Here is a 14,018-nt window from a genome sequence, read left to right as displayed (position 1 = left end):
TAAGAAGGGACTAGTGATCGATGGCTTTGAGCCGCAACATCAGCGTCAGCGAGGCGAGCCGGCCGAAATTGCCGCGGCACGCCCGGCTGAAGTTCGATGAGACGCGGCAGGTCTGGGTACTTCTGGCGCCGGAGCGGGTATTGGCGCCGGATGAGATCGCAGTGGAAGTGCTGCAACTTTGCGACGGCGTGCGCAGCGTTGCAGATATGGTCGACCAGCTTGCAGCCAAATACACCGCCCCACGCGAGGCGATTTTAACCGACGTCGTCGCCATGCTGCAGGACCTCGCCGACAAGGGCTTTCTGACCGAAGCGCGTGAGAAGACGTCATGAGCGATATTTTCGCAGACGGCAAAACAGCCAGCGCCGCGCCAAGTGACGGGCTCGCGGTGCTCGAGCAGAAGCGTTCGACCGCGGAGACGTTCGGCATTCCGCTTGCCGTACTCGCCGAACTGACACACCGCTGCCCGCTGCAGTGCCCCTATTGCTCGAACCCGATCGAACTCGACCGCGGCGGCAGCGAACTCACCACCGAGGAATGGAAGAGGGTTCTAAGCGAGCTGGCCGAAATCGGCGTGCTGCAGCTTCATTTCTCCGGCGGCGAGCCGACCGCGCGCAAGGACCTGGTGGAGCTGGTGCAGCACGCAACCGATGTCGGGCTGTACAGCAACCTCATTACCTCGGCGGTGCTGCTGACCAAGGAAAAACTATCGGCGCTCGCCGATGCCGGCCTCTGCCACGTGCAGATCAGTTTCCAGGGCAACGAGCCCCAGGTGGCCGACCGCGTTGCCGGATTGAAAAATGCGCATGAGAAGAAGATCGAAGCCGCGAAGTGGACGCGCGAGCTCGACCTGCCGCTGACGGTCAACGCGGTCATGCACCGCCAGAACCTGCACCAGCTTTCCGACATCATCCAGATGGCGGTCGATCTCGATGCCGACCGGCTGGAAGTCGCCAACGTCCAGTATTACGGCTGGGCCTTGAAGAACCGCGCCGCCCTGATGCCGACGCTCGAACAGATCGAGGAGACTAGCCGCATCGTCGAGGAAGCCGCGACGCGCCTGAAGGGCATTCTCGCCATCGACTATGTGGTACCGGATTATTACGCGCTGCGGCCGAAGAAGTGCATGGGCGGCTGGGGCCGGCAGTTTTTCAACATCTCGCCCGCCGGCAAGGTTCTGCCCTGCCATGCAGCCGAGAGCATCACCGGGCTCGAATTCGAATCCGTCCGCTCAAACCATTCGATCGCCTGGATCTGGCAGAATTCCGAAGCCTTCAACCGCTACCGCGGCACCGGCTGGATGCCCGAGCCGTGCAAGAGCTGCGAGTTTCGCGAGATCGATTTCGGCGGCTGCCGCTGCCAGGCATTTGCGCTGACGGGTGACGCCGGCAATACCGATCCCGCCTGCACGCTGTCGCCGATGCACGAGCAGATTTTCAAGGATGCCGAACGCGAGGCTGCCGCGCATCAGGACCGCTTCCTCTACCGCAATTTCGCCGGCGGCACGCTGGAGACAGAAGGCGAGCATGGCGCCTGATGCCGATGCCGGCAAATCCATCAAACGCGCCGACCCCTTTGCGCCGCTGACGTCGGAGCAGCTCGCGGTCGGCGACGGGCACGATATCTATGTTGAAAGCGTCGGCCGGCTCAGTGGCATTCCCGCGGTCTATCTGCATGGCGGGCCCGGCAGCGGCTGCCAGCCGGACCATCGCCGGCTGTTCGATCCGGAGCGCTTCCACGCCGTGCTGTTCGACCAGCGCGGTGCCGGCCGCAGCCGCCCGAAGGGAGGCCGCGAAGCCAATACCTTGCCGCATCTGATCGCGGACATGGAAATGATCCGCGAGAAATTCGGGTTTGAGCGCTGGATGATCGTTGGCGGCTCCTGGGGCGCCACGCTGGCGTTGGCGTATGCGGAAGCCCATCCCGACCGCGTCAGCGGCATCGTGCTTCGCGCCACTTTCCTCGGCACGATCGCGGAAATCGAAAACGGCTTTTTAAAAGTGCTGCCGCGGTTCTATCCCGGGCTTTACGACGACTTCATGAGCGTGTTGCCGGAAGAGGATCGTGCGCAACCGCTGCCGGCCTATTTCCGTCGCATCCTCAATTCCAATCCCGACGTGCATATTCCTGCCGCGCTTGCATGGGGCGAAACCGAACGCATTCTTTCCGAACACACGCCGAACCGCACACGTCTCGACCTGGCGGCGCTGAATTCGTCGCGTAACATGCCCGCCACCCCCTTCATGGAAGCGCACTACTTCGCCAATGACTGCTTCATGAAGCCGGATCAATTGATGGCCGAAGCGGCCAGGCTTGCCGGCATTCCCGGCATCATCGTGCAGGGCCGTTACGATCTGCTGTGCCCGCCTGCGACCTCGCATGCGCTTGCCGCCGTGTGGCAGGAAGCCGAAGTCCGCTTGGTCGAGGGCGCCGGCCACACGCTGTACGATACCGGCGTCCGCGACGCCGTGATGAAGGCGATCGCGGACATAGCTTCGAGAACTGGCAACAAATAGGAAACAAGAAAATGCCGATTGCCGGAAAGGGCATGCTGCTGACGTCGATGAATATCGATGCCGAGCACGAAGCCGAGTTCAATCGTTGGTACGACCGCGAACACCTCGAAGAGCGCGTTGCCATCGATGGCTTTCTCGAGGCGCGCCGCTATGTCGCGCATGACGGCAATCCGAAATATCTCAGCCTCTATTCCACCGAAACTTTTGAGGTGCTGGACAGCCCGGCCTACCGTGCCGCGCTGGCAAACCAGACCGCGTGGTCGATGACCAACATCGCTCGCTTCAAGAACATGATCCGCGCGGTCGCTCGCATCACGATCAGCCAAGGCACCGGCCGCGGCGCGGCGCTCGGCATCATCCGTCTGCGACCTTCGGGAGGCGAGGACAAGTTGCGCGCCGCGTTGCATGAGCAGCTCGATCCCGCTCAACTCGACGGGATCATCTCCCTGCATCTGCTCGAGAGCGATCCGGCGCTGTCGAAGCCGATCACCGACGATCCATCAACGCCCAATCCCGGCGCCGGCGACTGGTTTGTGCTGATCGACGGCACCGACGAGAGCGCAATCCCGCCCGCGGTCGCGCGATTTGTGGACAACGCGGCATTGAAGCCGCTCATGATCTCGAGCGGTGTTTACCGGCTGATGTGGGATATCGCCAAGAGCGATATCGGCCGCTAGAGCGTTTTCCAGCGGTGTGGCGACCGGTCCGCGTCAGGAAAACGCGTCTAACCGACAATCTAGAGCCCCGTTCCGATTCAATCGGAACGGAAATGGCTCTAGGCGGCTCCGCCACCTGCCCCGCTTCCGACCGCTGTGCGCAGCTTCAGAGGCCATCCGAGTCTGCTGGCCTGCCCCGTCAGGAATTCCCTCGTCCAGCGCTGCGCCGGTCCTTCGACATAACGCCACACGGCCCATGCCAGCAGCGTCGTGGTCAGAACGATCGTCACGACCAATGGCACGGAATTGGCTGGTGCCCAACGATCGAACAGCACGTAGCCGAGTTGCATGTGCAGCAGGTAGAGCGGATAGGTCAGGCCGCCCACGGCCAGCGTAACGCCTGCAGGCAGCGGCACGCGGCGAACCTGCGTTGCCAGGAATATCACCGCGATCGATCCAAGGCAGATCGCTGCCACCGCCCATTCACTGAAGGTGCCACCGGTGTGCGGAGCCAGCTTCACGAGCTTGTGGATGGACTGAAAGACTGCAGTGCTGATCGACAGCGCGAGCATGCCGTAGAGAATCGGGCCGCGACGCCCGCGGTAGAATTGATAGATCAAAAGCCCGACGGCGAAGAAGCCGCTATCGTCCGTCAAGAACAGCTTTTCGATGAGCGGCGCGTTCATGGTTAGCTTGTTGGCGAAGGTGATGCCAAGCCCAACCAGAATGATCGTATCGATCCTGCGCGGAAACAATCCGGCCGCGATCAGGAGCGCGACCCATCCGTAGAACATCACTTCGATCACCAGCGACCAGTACGACGTATCCATATACGGCGGACCGAGGGCGGGCGCCGCGATGAACAGATTGGCGAGCCACTGGGCGGAGGCGTCGAAGTGCGGCGGCCCAAGAAACACGATGACCAGGAAGGTCAGCGTCATGCAAAAGACAAAGGTCGGATAGATGCGGCTGAACCGGGCGATGGCAAAACCGGTTGCCGTGCGGCCCTCGGCCGAATAGGCGATCACGAAGCCAGAGATGACAAAGAAGGCCGGCACACCGAGAAAGCCGTATTTGGCAATCGGCGTCAGCCAAGGGAGCGCCACCTGCGGCACGCCATGCGAGGCCGGGCCCCAGAAACCGAAATGGTACAGCACGACGCCCAACACCGCGACGAGCCGCAGCAGATCGAGCGCTTCGACACGCGAAGTTGGGGTAGCTGATGGCGGCATGGTCGGAACGTTCCAGAACGGGAACAAATGGCAATGTCGCGACCGTAGAAACCACCCGTGAAGGCCGTGTTAACGCAATATCGAGTAAACCGGCGGCCGAGGTTGGTTTATGGCAAGGATTGCTCGGCTCGAATATGCGCTAGAAGACTAGTGCTTGCGCCAAGCGGCTTCGTTCTTCTTCTCGTAGTCGTCGAAGGCCTTCGCAAGTCCGGTGAGAACTTCCGCCGAAGTCTCGAACATCGCTTTCAATTGCGGTTCATCGACCTTCCCGATGTCTTCTCTCAAATGCGTGATGGTCTCCTGAAAGCGCTTCTTCATCTTCTGGGTATGGTGCTGGGGCGACCGATCGGCTGAGGATGCCATGCGCAGTTACTCCTTTGCTAAAGGTCTTCTGAACAAACACTTGGTGACATTGCCGGTTCCCGATATCTTCGGGCGACCATGGAGTTGAGATGCATGGCGGAAAAGTCCGCGGGCACTGTCGCCGAGGTTTTCATCGCTTTCCTCAAGCTGGGGCTCACATCGTTCGGCGGGCCGATCGCACATCTCGGTTACTTCAGGACGGAATTCGTCGAACGGCGGAAATGGCTCAGCGAAAGCAGTTACGCTGATATCGTTGCGCTCTGCCAATTCCTGCCGGGCCCGGCGTCCAGCCAGGTCGGCTTCACGCTTGGCGTGTTGCGCGGCAACGGCCTGCTCGGCGGGTTAGCGGCGTGGTTCGCTTTCACCACGCCCTCGGCAATCATTCTCTTCGCCTTCGCGCTCGGTGCGAGCGTCCTCACTGGCCCGCTTGCCGAAGGCATTCTCCACGGACTGAAGCTGGTGGCGGTTGCTGTTGTCGCACAGGCCATCTGGGGTATGGCGAGCAGCCTGACGCCGGACCGCGAACGCGCCGCAATCGCACTCGCCGTCGTTGCCATCGTGGTTTTCGTCGGTGGATCGTTCGGACAGATCGGCGCCATCGCGCTCGGAGCCTTGGCCGGACTCTGGCTGTGCCGGAGAGATGGGCGGCCCGCGCCTTCCGGCCATCTCGGCTTTTCGGTATCGCATCGACATGGCGTAATCGCGCTCGTGATTTTTATGGTGCTGTTCCTGGTCACGCCACTGGTGGCCGCCAAGACCGGCTCGCAAGGTCTTGCCCTGTTCGATGCCTTCTATCGTTCCGGCGCCCTGGTGTTCGGCGGCGGCCATGTCGTGCTGCCGCTGTTGCAGGCAGAAGTCGTGACGCCGGGCTGGGTCAGCAACGCGGATTTCCTGGCTGGCTATGGCATGGCGCAGGCGGTGCCCGGACCGCTCTTCACCTTTGCGGCCTATCTCGGTGCCGTCGCAGAGCCCGCCCCCAATGGGCTCGCCGGCGCTTCGGTTGCGCTCATCGCCTTGTCCCTGCCGGGACTGCTGCTGGTCTACGGCATGCTTCCGTTCTGGGACGCGCTACGCCTGCGCCCCACGGCCCAGGCCGCGATGCGTGGCACCAATGCCGCTGTCGTCGGCATCCTTGGCGCCGCGCTCTACAATCCGGTCTGGACCAGCGCCGTGCTCACGCCACGTGACTTCGCCGTGGCGCTGGCGGGTTTCCTGCTGCTGACGGTCTGGAAGCTGCCGCCATGGATTGTCGTCGTCATTCTTGCGTCGGTTGGAGCTGCGCTGCGACTGATCTGACGTCTGGCCGTTCGTCAGCATTAAATCAAAGCTGCACTGCACATGCTGCAGTGCCGCATTAACGCTGCGACGCTAAGTCCACGTCTCCATGCGATTGAAAGCTGGAGATCGCGCAAAATTGCCTTTGTGCCGCGTCTGGAATGGCTCTAATAAGATAAGCCTATGATCCAATTCAAAAACCACAAGAACGCTCATTAAGCGTTCGCAGGCAAAATAAGGCCGCGTTCCCTAAGCTTGCGCGGACAAGGTAGGAATGAAACCGACTGATATCTCGGCGCCAGACTACTTTCACAAAGTGGTTGATTGCCAATGGGCCTGCCCCGCACACACACCGGTTCCCGAATATATCCGTTTGATTGCCGAGGGGCGTTATAGCGACGCCTATATGATCAATTGGCAATCGAATGTATTTCCCGGAATTCTGGGACGCACCTGCGATCGTCCATGCGAGCCGGCCTGCCGGCGCGGCCGCGTCGAGGAAACTCCCGTCGCGATCTGCCGCCTGAAGCGCGTTGCCGCTGATTTCAAGGACGACGTCAAGCACCGCATGCCGAAGCCACTCGCGAAGAACGGCAAGCGCATCGCGCTGGTCGGCGGCGGGCCGGCGTCGCTTGCGGTGGCGCGGGATCTCGCGCCGCTCGGCTATCACTGCACCGTGTTCGATTCCGATCCGAAGGCGGGCGGTATGATGCGGAGCCAGATTCCAAAATTCCGCCTGCCTGACACGGTCATCGACGAGGAAACCGGCTACATCCTCAACCTCGGCGTCGAGTTCAAGGGCGGCCACCGCGTCGACAGCCTGAAGAAGCTGCTGGGCGAGAACTACGACGCAATCTTCATCGGCTCCGGCGCACCGCGCGGCCGCGAGCTCGATCTCCCCGGCCGCAAGGAAGCCACCGCCAACGTCCATATCGGCATCGAATGGCTGGCTTCAGTCTCGTTCGGCCATGTCGAGAAGATCGGCCGCCGCGTGATCGTGCTCGGCGGCGGCAACACCGCGATGGATTGCTGCCGCACCGCGCGCCGGCTCGGCGGCGAGGACGTGAAAGTGATCGTGCGCTCCGGCTTCGAGGAGATGAAGGCAAGCCCTTGGGAAAAGGAAGACGCCCTTCACGAGGATATCCCGATCCTCAACTACATGGTGCCGATCGCATTCAAACATGTGAACGGCAAGCTCATCGGCGTCACCTTCCAGAAGGTGAAGGCCGAATACGATGCCAAGGGCCGACGTAACCTGGTGCCTTCGGGCGAGCCTGACCAGACCATCCCTTGCGACGACGTGCTGGTCGCCGTCGGCCAGGAGAACGCGTTCCCCTGGATCGAGCGCGACTGCGGGATCGAGTTCGACAAGTGGAACATGCCGCAGGTCGATCCCAAGACTTTTGCATCGACCAATCCGAAAGTGTTCTTCGGGGGCGATGCCGCCTTCGGCCCGAAGAACATCATCTGGGCGGTGGCGCACGGCCACGACGCGGCGCTGTCGATCCACAAGATGCTCTCGGGCGAAGACATCAACGAGCGTCCGCTGCCCGAGGTGCATGTCTCCTCGCAGAAGATGGGCATCCATGAGTGGAGCTACGACAACGACGTCTCCGGCGACAAGCGCTACAAGGTGCCGCATCGCGACAAGGTGATCGCGCTGAAAGACATCAAGACCGAGGTCGAGCTCGGCTATGACGTCAAGCTCGCGCTTGGCGAGGCGCAGCGCTGCCTGAATTGTGACGTGCAAACGGTGTTCTCGGCGCCGGCCTGCATCGAATGCGACGCTTGCGTCGATATCTGCCCGATGGACTGCATCACGTTCACAGAGAACGGCGAGGAAGAGGACCTGCGGCAGCGGCTGAAAGCGCCGTCGCCGCATCACGACCAGGCGCTCTATGTCGCCGAGGGTCTCAAGACCGGCCGCGTCATGGTCAAGGACGAGGACGTCTGCCTGCATTGCGGGCTGTGCGCCGAGCGTTGCCCCACCGGCGCCTGGGACATGCAAAAGTATCTCATCGACATGACTCTCGCGGGATCAACATGCCAGACCAAAGCCCGATCAGCAGCGTAAACGACTTCGTCGTCCGCTTCGCCAACGTCAACGGCTCCGGTTCGGCCAGCGCCAACGAACTGTTCGCGCGCTCGATCCTGCGCCACGGCGTGCCGGTTTCTCCGCGCAACATCTTCCCCTCGAACATCCAGGGACTTCCGACCTGGTACGAGGTGCGGGTGACCGAAGCCGGCCATCTCGGCGCCCGCGGCGGCGTCGACTTGATGGTGGCTATGAACCCGCAGACCTGGGACAAGGACGTCGCTTCGATCGAGCCCGGCGGCTATTTGTTCTACGATTCCACCAAGCCGATGCCGTCGTCGAAATTCCGCAGCGACATCACCGTGATCGGCGTGCCGCTGACCGCGATCACCAACTCGACCTATACCGATCCGCGCCAGCGCCAGCTCTTCAAGAACATCATCTATCTCGGCGCGCTCTGCGCGCTGCTTGACCTCGACCCGAAACTGGTCGAGCAACTGATCGGGGAGCAGTACAAAGGCAAGGAAAAGCTGTTGTCGTCGAACGTCCACGCGCTGCATCTCGGCCGCGACTGGGCGCTGCAGAACCTGAAATGCCCGATCGGTTTGCAGGTGAAGAAGTCCGACAAGGTCGGCGACCGCATCTTCATGGAGGGCAACAGCGCGGCGGCGCTTGGCGCGGTCTACGGGGGCGCCACCGTCTGCGCCTGGTATCCGATCACGCCGTCCTCGTCGGTGGCGGAAGCCTTCACGAGCCACTGCAAGAAGCTGCGGCATGACCCCGAGACCGGCAAGGCGAAGTACGCGATTGTGCAGGGCGAGGATGAGCTCGCGTCCATCGGCATCGTGATCGGCGCCTCCTGGAACGGCGCGCGGGCCTTCACCGCAACCTCCGGTCCCGGCATTTCCTTGATGACCGAATTTATCGGCCTGTCCTATTTCGCGGAAATTCCGGCCGTGATCATGAACATCCAGCGCGCCGGCCCCTCGACCGGCATGCCGACGCGCACCCAACAATGCGACATCATCGCCTGCGCCTACGCTTCGCATGGCGATACCAAGCACGTCCTGCTGTTCCCGGAAGACCCGGCCGAAGCGTTCGAATTCGCGGCGCAATCGTTCGATCTCGCCGAGCGGCTGCAGACGACGATCTTCGTGATGCTCGATCTCGACATCGGCATGAACCACCGGCTGTGCCGCCCGCTGAAATGGGACGATGCGAGGCAGTATGACCGCGGCAAGGTGATGACCGCTGCGATGCTCGATGAGCCTGGCCGCGACTTCGGCCGCTATCTCGATGTCGACGGCGACGGCATTCCCTACCGCACCTATCCGGGCACGCACCCCATCAAGGGCTCGTTCTTCACCCGCGGCACCTCGCGCGACCGTTACGCGCGCTATTCGGAAGAAGGCGCCATCTACGCCGACAACATGCAGCGGCTGGTGCGCAAGTTCGAGACCGCGCAGGACATGGTGCCGCGGCCGTTGCAGGCCAATGCCGCCAAGCCGACCAAATATGGCGTGATCTATTTCGGCTCGACCTCGCCTGCGATGGACGAGGCGATCGGACTATTGGAGGCGCGCGGGCATCAGCTCGATCGCCTGCGCATCCGCGCCTTCCCGTTCCACTCCAGCGTTGCGAGCTTCATCGCCGATCATGATTTCGTTTACGTCGTCGAGCAGAACCGCGACGCCCAGTTGCGGCAGTTGATCGTCAACGAGAACGGCATCGATCCAGTCCGGCTGGTGCCGATCCTGCACTATGACGGCACCCCGATCACCGCGCGCTTCATCGCCAACGCGATCGGCGATCACCAGGACCATCTGAAAGTGACCCCTCTCCGCAAGGCCGTGTCATGACCTACATTGCAAAGCCAAAGTTCCATCATCCCGGCCTGAAGAAGAACGAGCTCGGCTATACCCACCGCGATTACGAGGGGAAGATCTCGACCCTGTGCGCCGGCTGCGGCCACGACTCGATCACCGCCTCGATCATCGAGGCCTGCTACGAACTATCGATCGAGCCGCACCGGGTGGCCAAGATTTCCGGCATCGGCTGCTCGTCGAAGACCCCGGATTATTTCCTCGGCAATTCGCACGGTTTCAATTCGGTGCATGGCCGCATGCCGTCGGTGCTGACTGGCGCCAACCTCGCCAACCGCGATCTGATCTATCTCGGCGTGTCCGGCGACGGCGATAGCGCCTCGATCGGCTTCGGCCAGTTCGCGCATTCGATCCGGCGCGGGGTCAACATGACCTATATCGTCGAGAATAACGGCGTCTACGGCCTGACCAAGGGCCAGTTCTCGGCGACCGCCGATCGCGGCTCGAAGTCGAAAAAGGGCGTGATGAACACCGACAACGCCATCGACCTGGTGGCGATCGCCCTTCAGCTCGGCGCGAGCTTCGTGGCGCGCAGCTTCTCCGGCGACAAGAGCCAGCTCGTGCCGCTGATCGCAGCCGCCATCCGGCACAAGGGCGCGGCGTTCATCGACGTCATCAGCCCCTGCATCGCCTTCAACAACCATGCCGGCTCGACCAAGAGTTTTGATTACGTCCGCGAGCACAATGACGCAGTGAACCGTCTCGACGTGCTCACCGGCCGCGACCCGATCACAGTCGAATATGCGCCGGGCACGGTGCAAGTGGTGGAACAACACGACGGCACGCGGCTCGCGCTGCGCAAGATCGACGCCGATTACGACGCCAACGACCGGCTGGCGGCCATGACCTTCCTGCAGAAACATGCCGCCAAGGGTCAGGTCGTCACTGGGCTGCTCTATGTCGATCCCGACGCGGAAGACCTGCATGCCCATCTCGAAACCGTCGAGACGCCGCTCAACAAGCTGGAAGCCAAGGACCTTTGCCCCGGCTCGGCGGCGCTGGAAAAGATCAACGCCAGCCTGCGGTAGCTCTACTGCGTCAAAGCTGCTCAACCCCTCATCCTGAGAGCCCGCAGAGCGGGCGTCTCGAAGGATGCAGGCCACACGCGGGACCTCATGGGCTCCGAGCGATGCGAAACATCGTCCGGAGACGCGCGGAGACTGTCATCGGGCCGCGCCGCGCGGACCGTTGGCGCTCCTCACCATGAGGGACTCACGAGGCAGTAAAGCGAGCTAGGCTGCCGCGGCGACCTTCCGCGGGTTTGCGACATACTCCTTCAAGACCGTGCCGGACGCATCGGCCTCGACGAGCGACACGTCGTAGCTCCAGAGATCGGCAAGGTGCTGCAGCACGCGCTTGGTGTCGGCCTCCGTGAGCTGGGCACCCTTTACCACGGTATGGCGCAACATCAGGCGACGATCGCCTGCAAGATCGACATCGACGACTTCGATGTTGGGATCGATGAAACCGACGTCGTACTGCCGCGCCAATTCGCGCCGCAGCCGGCGGTAGCCGCGCTCGTTGTGGATGGCGTCGACCAGAATACCGGCGCGATCCTCCGGATCGTCATGCAGGTGGAACAGGCGGAAGTGCCGCATCAGCCGCGGGCTCATGAACTGGCTGATGAAGCTCTCATCACGATAATTGGCCCAGATGTCGCGCAGCACGCCCATCGCATCGCACTTACCGGCGATATCGGGGAACCACTCGCGATCCTCGTCGTCCGGATCGGTAACGATCCGCTCGATATCCTGCATCATCGCAAATCCCAGCGCATACGGGTTGAAGCCGGAATAGCGCGGATCGTCGAACTCGGGCTGGAACACGACGTTGGTGTGCGACTGCAGGAATTCCAGGAAGTTGCCGTCCGTCAGCCGCCCTTGCTCGTGCAGCCGACTAATGATGCGATAATGCACGTACGTCGCCGTGCCCTCGTTCATCACCTTGGTCTGACTCTGCGGATAGAAATACTGCGCGATGTGCCGCACGATCCGCAATATCTCGCGTTGCCAGGGCTTCAGCCGCGGCGCCGTCTTCTCGAGAAAATACAGCAGGTTTTCCTGCGGCAGACCAAGCATCTGTCGACGGCGCTCGACGTCCAGTACCGCGCCGCTCTTGGCCGGACCGGTCGGAACGGTGCGCCACAAATCGTTGAAGGCGCTCTCCTCGTGGGCACGGCGCCTTCCCGCCCGCTTTTCTTCCGCGCGAAGGTCGAGACTCTTCTTGCCGGGATAGCGATCGATGCCGTGCGACATCAAGGCGTGCGCGGCATCGAGCGTATGCTCAACCGCCTGCCGGCCATGGCGCTCCTCGCAGTGCGCCACGTAGCGCTTGGCGAATTCGAGATAATCGAGAATGCCGTCGGCGTCGGTCCACTGCTTGAACAGATAGTTGTTTTTGAAGAAGTGATTGTGACCGAAGGCGGCATGCGCGATCACGAGCGCCTGCATCGTCGCGGTGTTTTCCTCCATCAGGTAGGAAATGCATGGCGACGAGTTGATCACGATCTCGTAGGCCAGCCCCATCAGCCCCTTGCGATAGGACGCCTCCTGAAAGGCAAAGTGCTTGCCGAACGACCAATGCTTGTAGAACAGAGGCATGCCGACCGACGAATAGGCATCCAGCATCTGCTCGGCGGTGATGACCTCGATCTGATTGGGATAGACGTCGAGCCCCAATTCGTCCCGCGCAACCTGCTCGCAGGCGTCGCAGATCCGCTGCAGCGTCCGGAAGTCCCAGTCGGCGCCCTCAAACAGCAACTGGTCGGTCGCGGTCATGATGCTGTCCTTTCCTGCGGGCCACGACGCTGGAAGAGATCGTGAAACACCGGGAAGATCTCGCTGCGTTCGTTGACCTTGCGCATCGACAGCGGCGCGCCGCTGGCGCGCAGGCCCTCGTAAAGGGTCCACAGCGCCGAATTAGGCATGTCGTAGGACAAGCCGTTTTCCTGGCCAACTTCCAGATAGGCAAAAAACTGAGTGACCGGCAGGATCATGTCGGTTAGGAGCCGACCCGTAACCTCGCCGTCCGCGTAGGAATTGTCGCCGTCGGAAGCCTGCGCGGCATAGATGTTCCAGTCCGCCGGCTTGAACCGCGACCGTACAATATCATGCATCGCCTGCAACGCGCTCGAGACCAGCGTGCCGCCGGAAGCCGGCCCGTAAAAGAATGTCTGCTCGTCGACCTCTTCGGCCCGGTCGGTATGCCGGATGAAGACGATCTCGACGTGGCGATACCGCCGCTTCAGGAAGACGTAGAGCAGCATATAGAAGCGCTTGGCGAGATCCTTCATATGCTCGGTCATTGAACCGGAGACGTCCATCAGGCAGAACATGACGGCTTGCGCCACGGGCTTCGGCACCGTCTCGAAACGCCGGTAGCGGATGTCGATCGGGTCGATGAACGGTATGCGGCGCATCTTGGTCTTCAGGGCCTCGATCTCGGCCATGAGCTCGGCGCGACGCTCCTCGCTGCAATTCAAAAGCTCCGCTTCGAGGGTCTCCAGCACCTCCGGCCGAGGCCGCCGTAGCGCGACGCGCCGCGCCAGGGCACGGCTTACCGTTCGGCTCACCGAGATGTTGGCGGGCGATCCGGATGTCGTGTACCCCGCCCGGCGAATGCCTTCGCTCTCCACCTCGGCCAGCTTTCGCTTGGCAAGATCAGGCAATTCCAGGTCATCCAGGAACAGGTCGACAAACTCGTCGCGACTGAGAACGAAGCGGAACGTATCTTCGCTGTCGCCCTCGCCCGCGCCTCTTCCTTTGCCGCCGCTCTGGTTCGGGCGCGGCAGGATATCGCCTTCGACGAACTTCTTGTTTCCAGGCAGCACCATGTCGCGCGTGCCGCCTTCGCGGCGAAAGCGCGGCTCGTCCATGCCGTCGATCGGGACGCTGACCTCGCCGCCTTCCAGGACATCCTTGATGTCCCGGCTCTGCGACGATTTCTTAACGGCCCCCTGGACCAGCGCCTTGGCCCTGCGCAGAAAGCGCTGGCGATTCTCAAGACTCTTGCTGCCCGGATTCAGGCGCCGGTCGACGATGTGAATGGCCACTTTTTCA

The 14,018-nt window shown here is 62.1% G+C and carries 12 protein-coding genes; 8 read left to right on the top strand and 4 right to left on the bottom strand.

Annotated features, from left to right (window positions below; all coding sequences use genetic code 11):
* The first annotated feature begins 20 nt into the window (after nt 1-20).
* The 4 genes from pqqD to HCN58_RS00645 are packed head-to-tail and all read left to right on the top strand — an operon-like array spanning nt 21 to nt 3,193.
* Entirely contained in the window at nt 21-332 is a 312-nt protein-coding gene (gene pqqD, locus HCN58_RS00660; protein ID WP_171577456.1) for a pyrroloquinoline quinone biosynthesis peptide chaperone PqqD, read from the top strand.
* Nucleotides 329-1,537 (top strand): pyrroloquinoline quinone biosynthesis protein PqqE, encoded by a 1,209-nt coding sequence (gene pqqE / locus HCN58_RS00655; protein ID WP_171577455.1) that lies wholly within the window; start codon nt 329-331, stop codon nt 1,535-1,537. Before pqqD ends, pqqE begins: the two co-directional genes overlap by 4 nt.
* Complete coding sequence (gene pip, locus HCN58_RS00650) at nt 1,527-2,516, top strand: prolyl aminopeptidase (RefSeq protein ID WP_171577454.1); 990 nt, start codon at nt 1,527-1,529, stop codon at nt 2,514-2,516. Before pqqE ends, pip begins: the two co-directional genes overlap by 11 nt.
* Nucleotides 2,517-2,527: 11 nt before the next feature.
* The gene (locus HCN58_RS00645) at nt 2,528-3,193 is read left to right on the top strand and encodes a DUF4286 family protein (protein WP_171577453.1); all 666 of its coding nucleotides are present in this window, start codon (nt 2,528-2,530) and stop codon (nt 3,191-3,193) included.
* Between the two features lie 98 nt (nt 3,194-3,291).
* On the opposite strand, the gene HCN58_RS00640 is transcribed toward HCN58_RS00645, so the two are convergent.
* Both HCN58_RS00640 and HCN58_RS00635 read right to left on the bottom strand, forming a co-directional pair.
* The gene (locus HCN58_RS00640) at nt 3,292-4,404 is read right to left on the bottom strand and encodes an acyltransferase family protein (RefSeq protein ID WP_171577452.1); all 1,113 of its coding nucleotides are present in this window, start codon (nt 4,402-4,404) and stop codon (nt 3,292-3,294) included.
* 147 nt (nt 4,405-4,551) lie between these two features.
* Nucleotides 4,552-4,767 carry a hypothetical protein gene (locus HCN58_RS00635; protein ID WP_171577451.1) on the bottom strand — a complete coding sequence of 72 codons (216 nt, stop codon included), beginning with the start codon at nt 4,765-4,767 and terminating at the stop codon, nt 4,552-4,554.
* A gap of 93 nt (nt 4,768-4,860) precedes the next feature.
* Here HCN58_RS00635 and chrA point away from each other — a divergent pair, with 93 nt between their 5' ends.
* The 4 genes from chrA to HCN58_RS00615 all read left to right on the top strand — a co-directional run bounded on the left by chrA (nt 4,861) and on the right by HCN58_RS00615 (nt 10,988).
* A complete protein-coding gene (gene chrA, locus HCN58_RS00630; protein WP_235983286.1) occupies nt 4,861-6,063 on the top strand; it encodes a chromate efflux transporter in 1,203 nt (400 codons plus the stop codon).
* 253 nt (nt 6,064-6,316) lie between these two features.
* Entirely contained in the window at nt 6,317-8,116 is a 1,800-nt protein-coding gene (locus HCN58_RS00625; protein WP_171577449.1) for an FAD-dependent oxidoreductase, read from the top strand.
* Complete coding sequence (locus HCN58_RS00620) at nt 8,086-9,936, top strand: 2-oxoacid:acceptor oxidoreductase subunit alpha (RefSeq protein ID WP_171577448.1); 1,851 nt, start codon at nt 8,086-8,088, stop codon at nt 9,934-9,936. Before HCN58_RS00625 ends, HCN58_RS00620 begins: the two co-directional genes overlap by 31 nt.
* Entirely contained in the window at nt 9,933-10,988 is a 1,056-nt protein-coding gene (locus tag HCN58_RS00615) for a 2-oxoacid:ferredoxin oxidoreductase subunit beta (protein ID WP_171577447.1), read from the top strand. The genes HCN58_RS00620 and HCN58_RS00615 overlap by 4 nt, the downstream gene beginning before the upstream one ends.
* A 204-nt stretch (nt 10,989-11,192) precedes the next feature.
* Here HCN58_RS00615 and HCN58_RS00610 read toward each other — a convergent pair whose 3' ends face one another.
* Both HCN58_RS00610 and HCN58_RS00605 read right to left on the bottom strand, forming a co-directional pair.
* Nucleotides 11,193-12,737 carry a SpoVR family protein gene (locus HCN58_RS00610; protein WP_171577446.1) on the bottom strand — a complete coding sequence of 515 codons (1,545 nt, stop codon included), beginning with the start codon at nt 12,735-12,737 and terminating at the stop codon, nt 11,193-11,195.
* The gene (locus tag HCN58_RS00605; protein WP_171577445.1) at nt 12,734-14,011 is read right to left on the bottom strand and encodes a YeaH/YhbH family protein; all 1,278 of its coding nucleotides are present in this window, start codon (nt 14,009-14,011) and stop codon (nt 12,734-12,736) included. Before HCN58_RS00605 ends, HCN58_RS00610 begins: the two co-directional genes overlap by 4 nt.
* Between the last annotated feature and the right edge of the window lie 7 nt (nt 14,012-14,018).

Origin of the sequence: Bradyrhizobium australiense (genome assembly GCF_013114825.1) — a bacterium.
Taxonomy (GTDB): Bacteria; Pseudomonadota; Alphaproteobacteria; order Rhizobiales; family Xanthobacteraceae; genus Bradyrhizobium; species Bradyrhizobium australiense.
Note: the sequence above shows the minus strand (reverse complement) of the source record. Positions and strands in the feature narration are given on the sequence as shown.

Bases quoted from the DNA above. Each gene is read 5' to 3' on its own strand.
- pqqD (WP_171577456.1), top strand. From the start codon at position 21: ATGGCTTTGAGCCGCAACATCAGCGTCAGCGAGGCGAGCCGGCCGAAA.
- pqqE (WP_171577455.1), top strand. From the start codon at position 329: ATGAGCGATATTTTCGCAGACGGCAAAACAGCCAGCGCCGCGCCAAGT.
- pip (WP_171577454.1), top strand. From the start codon at position 1,527: ATGGCGCCTGATGCCGATGCCGGCAAATCCATCAAACGCGCCGACCCC.
- HCN58_RS00645 (WP_171577453.1), top strand. From the start codon at position 2,528: ATGCCGATTGCCGGAAAGGGCATGCTGCTGACGTCGATGAATATCGAT.
- HCN58_RS00640 (WP_171577452.1), bottom strand. From the start codon at position 4,404: ATGCCGCCATCAGCTACCCCAACTTCGCGTGTCGAAGCGCTCGATCTG.
- HCN58_RS00635 (WP_171577451.1), bottom strand. From the start codon at position 4,767: ATGGCATCCTCAGCCGATCGGTCGCCCCAGCACCATACCCAGAAGATG.
- chrA (WP_235983286.1), top strand. From the start codon at position 4,861: ATGGCGGAAAAGTCCGCGGGCACTGTCGCCGAGGTTTTCATCGCTTTC.
- HCN58_RS00625 (WP_171577449.1), top strand. From the start codon at position 6,317: ATGAAACCGACTGATATCTCGGCGCCAGACTACTTTCACAAAGTGGTT.
- HCN58_RS00620 (WP_171577448.1), top strand. From the start codon at position 8,086: ATGCCAGACCAAAGCCCGATCAGCAGCGTAAACGACTTCGTCGTCCGC.
- HCN58_RS00615 (WP_171577447.1), top strand. From the start codon at position 9,933: ATGACCTACATTGCAAAGCCAAAGTTCCATCATCCCGGCCTGAAGAAG.
- HCN58_RS00610 (WP_171577446.1), bottom strand. From the start codon at position 12,737: ATGACCGCGACCGACCAGTTGCTGTTTGAGGGCGCCGACTGGGACTTC.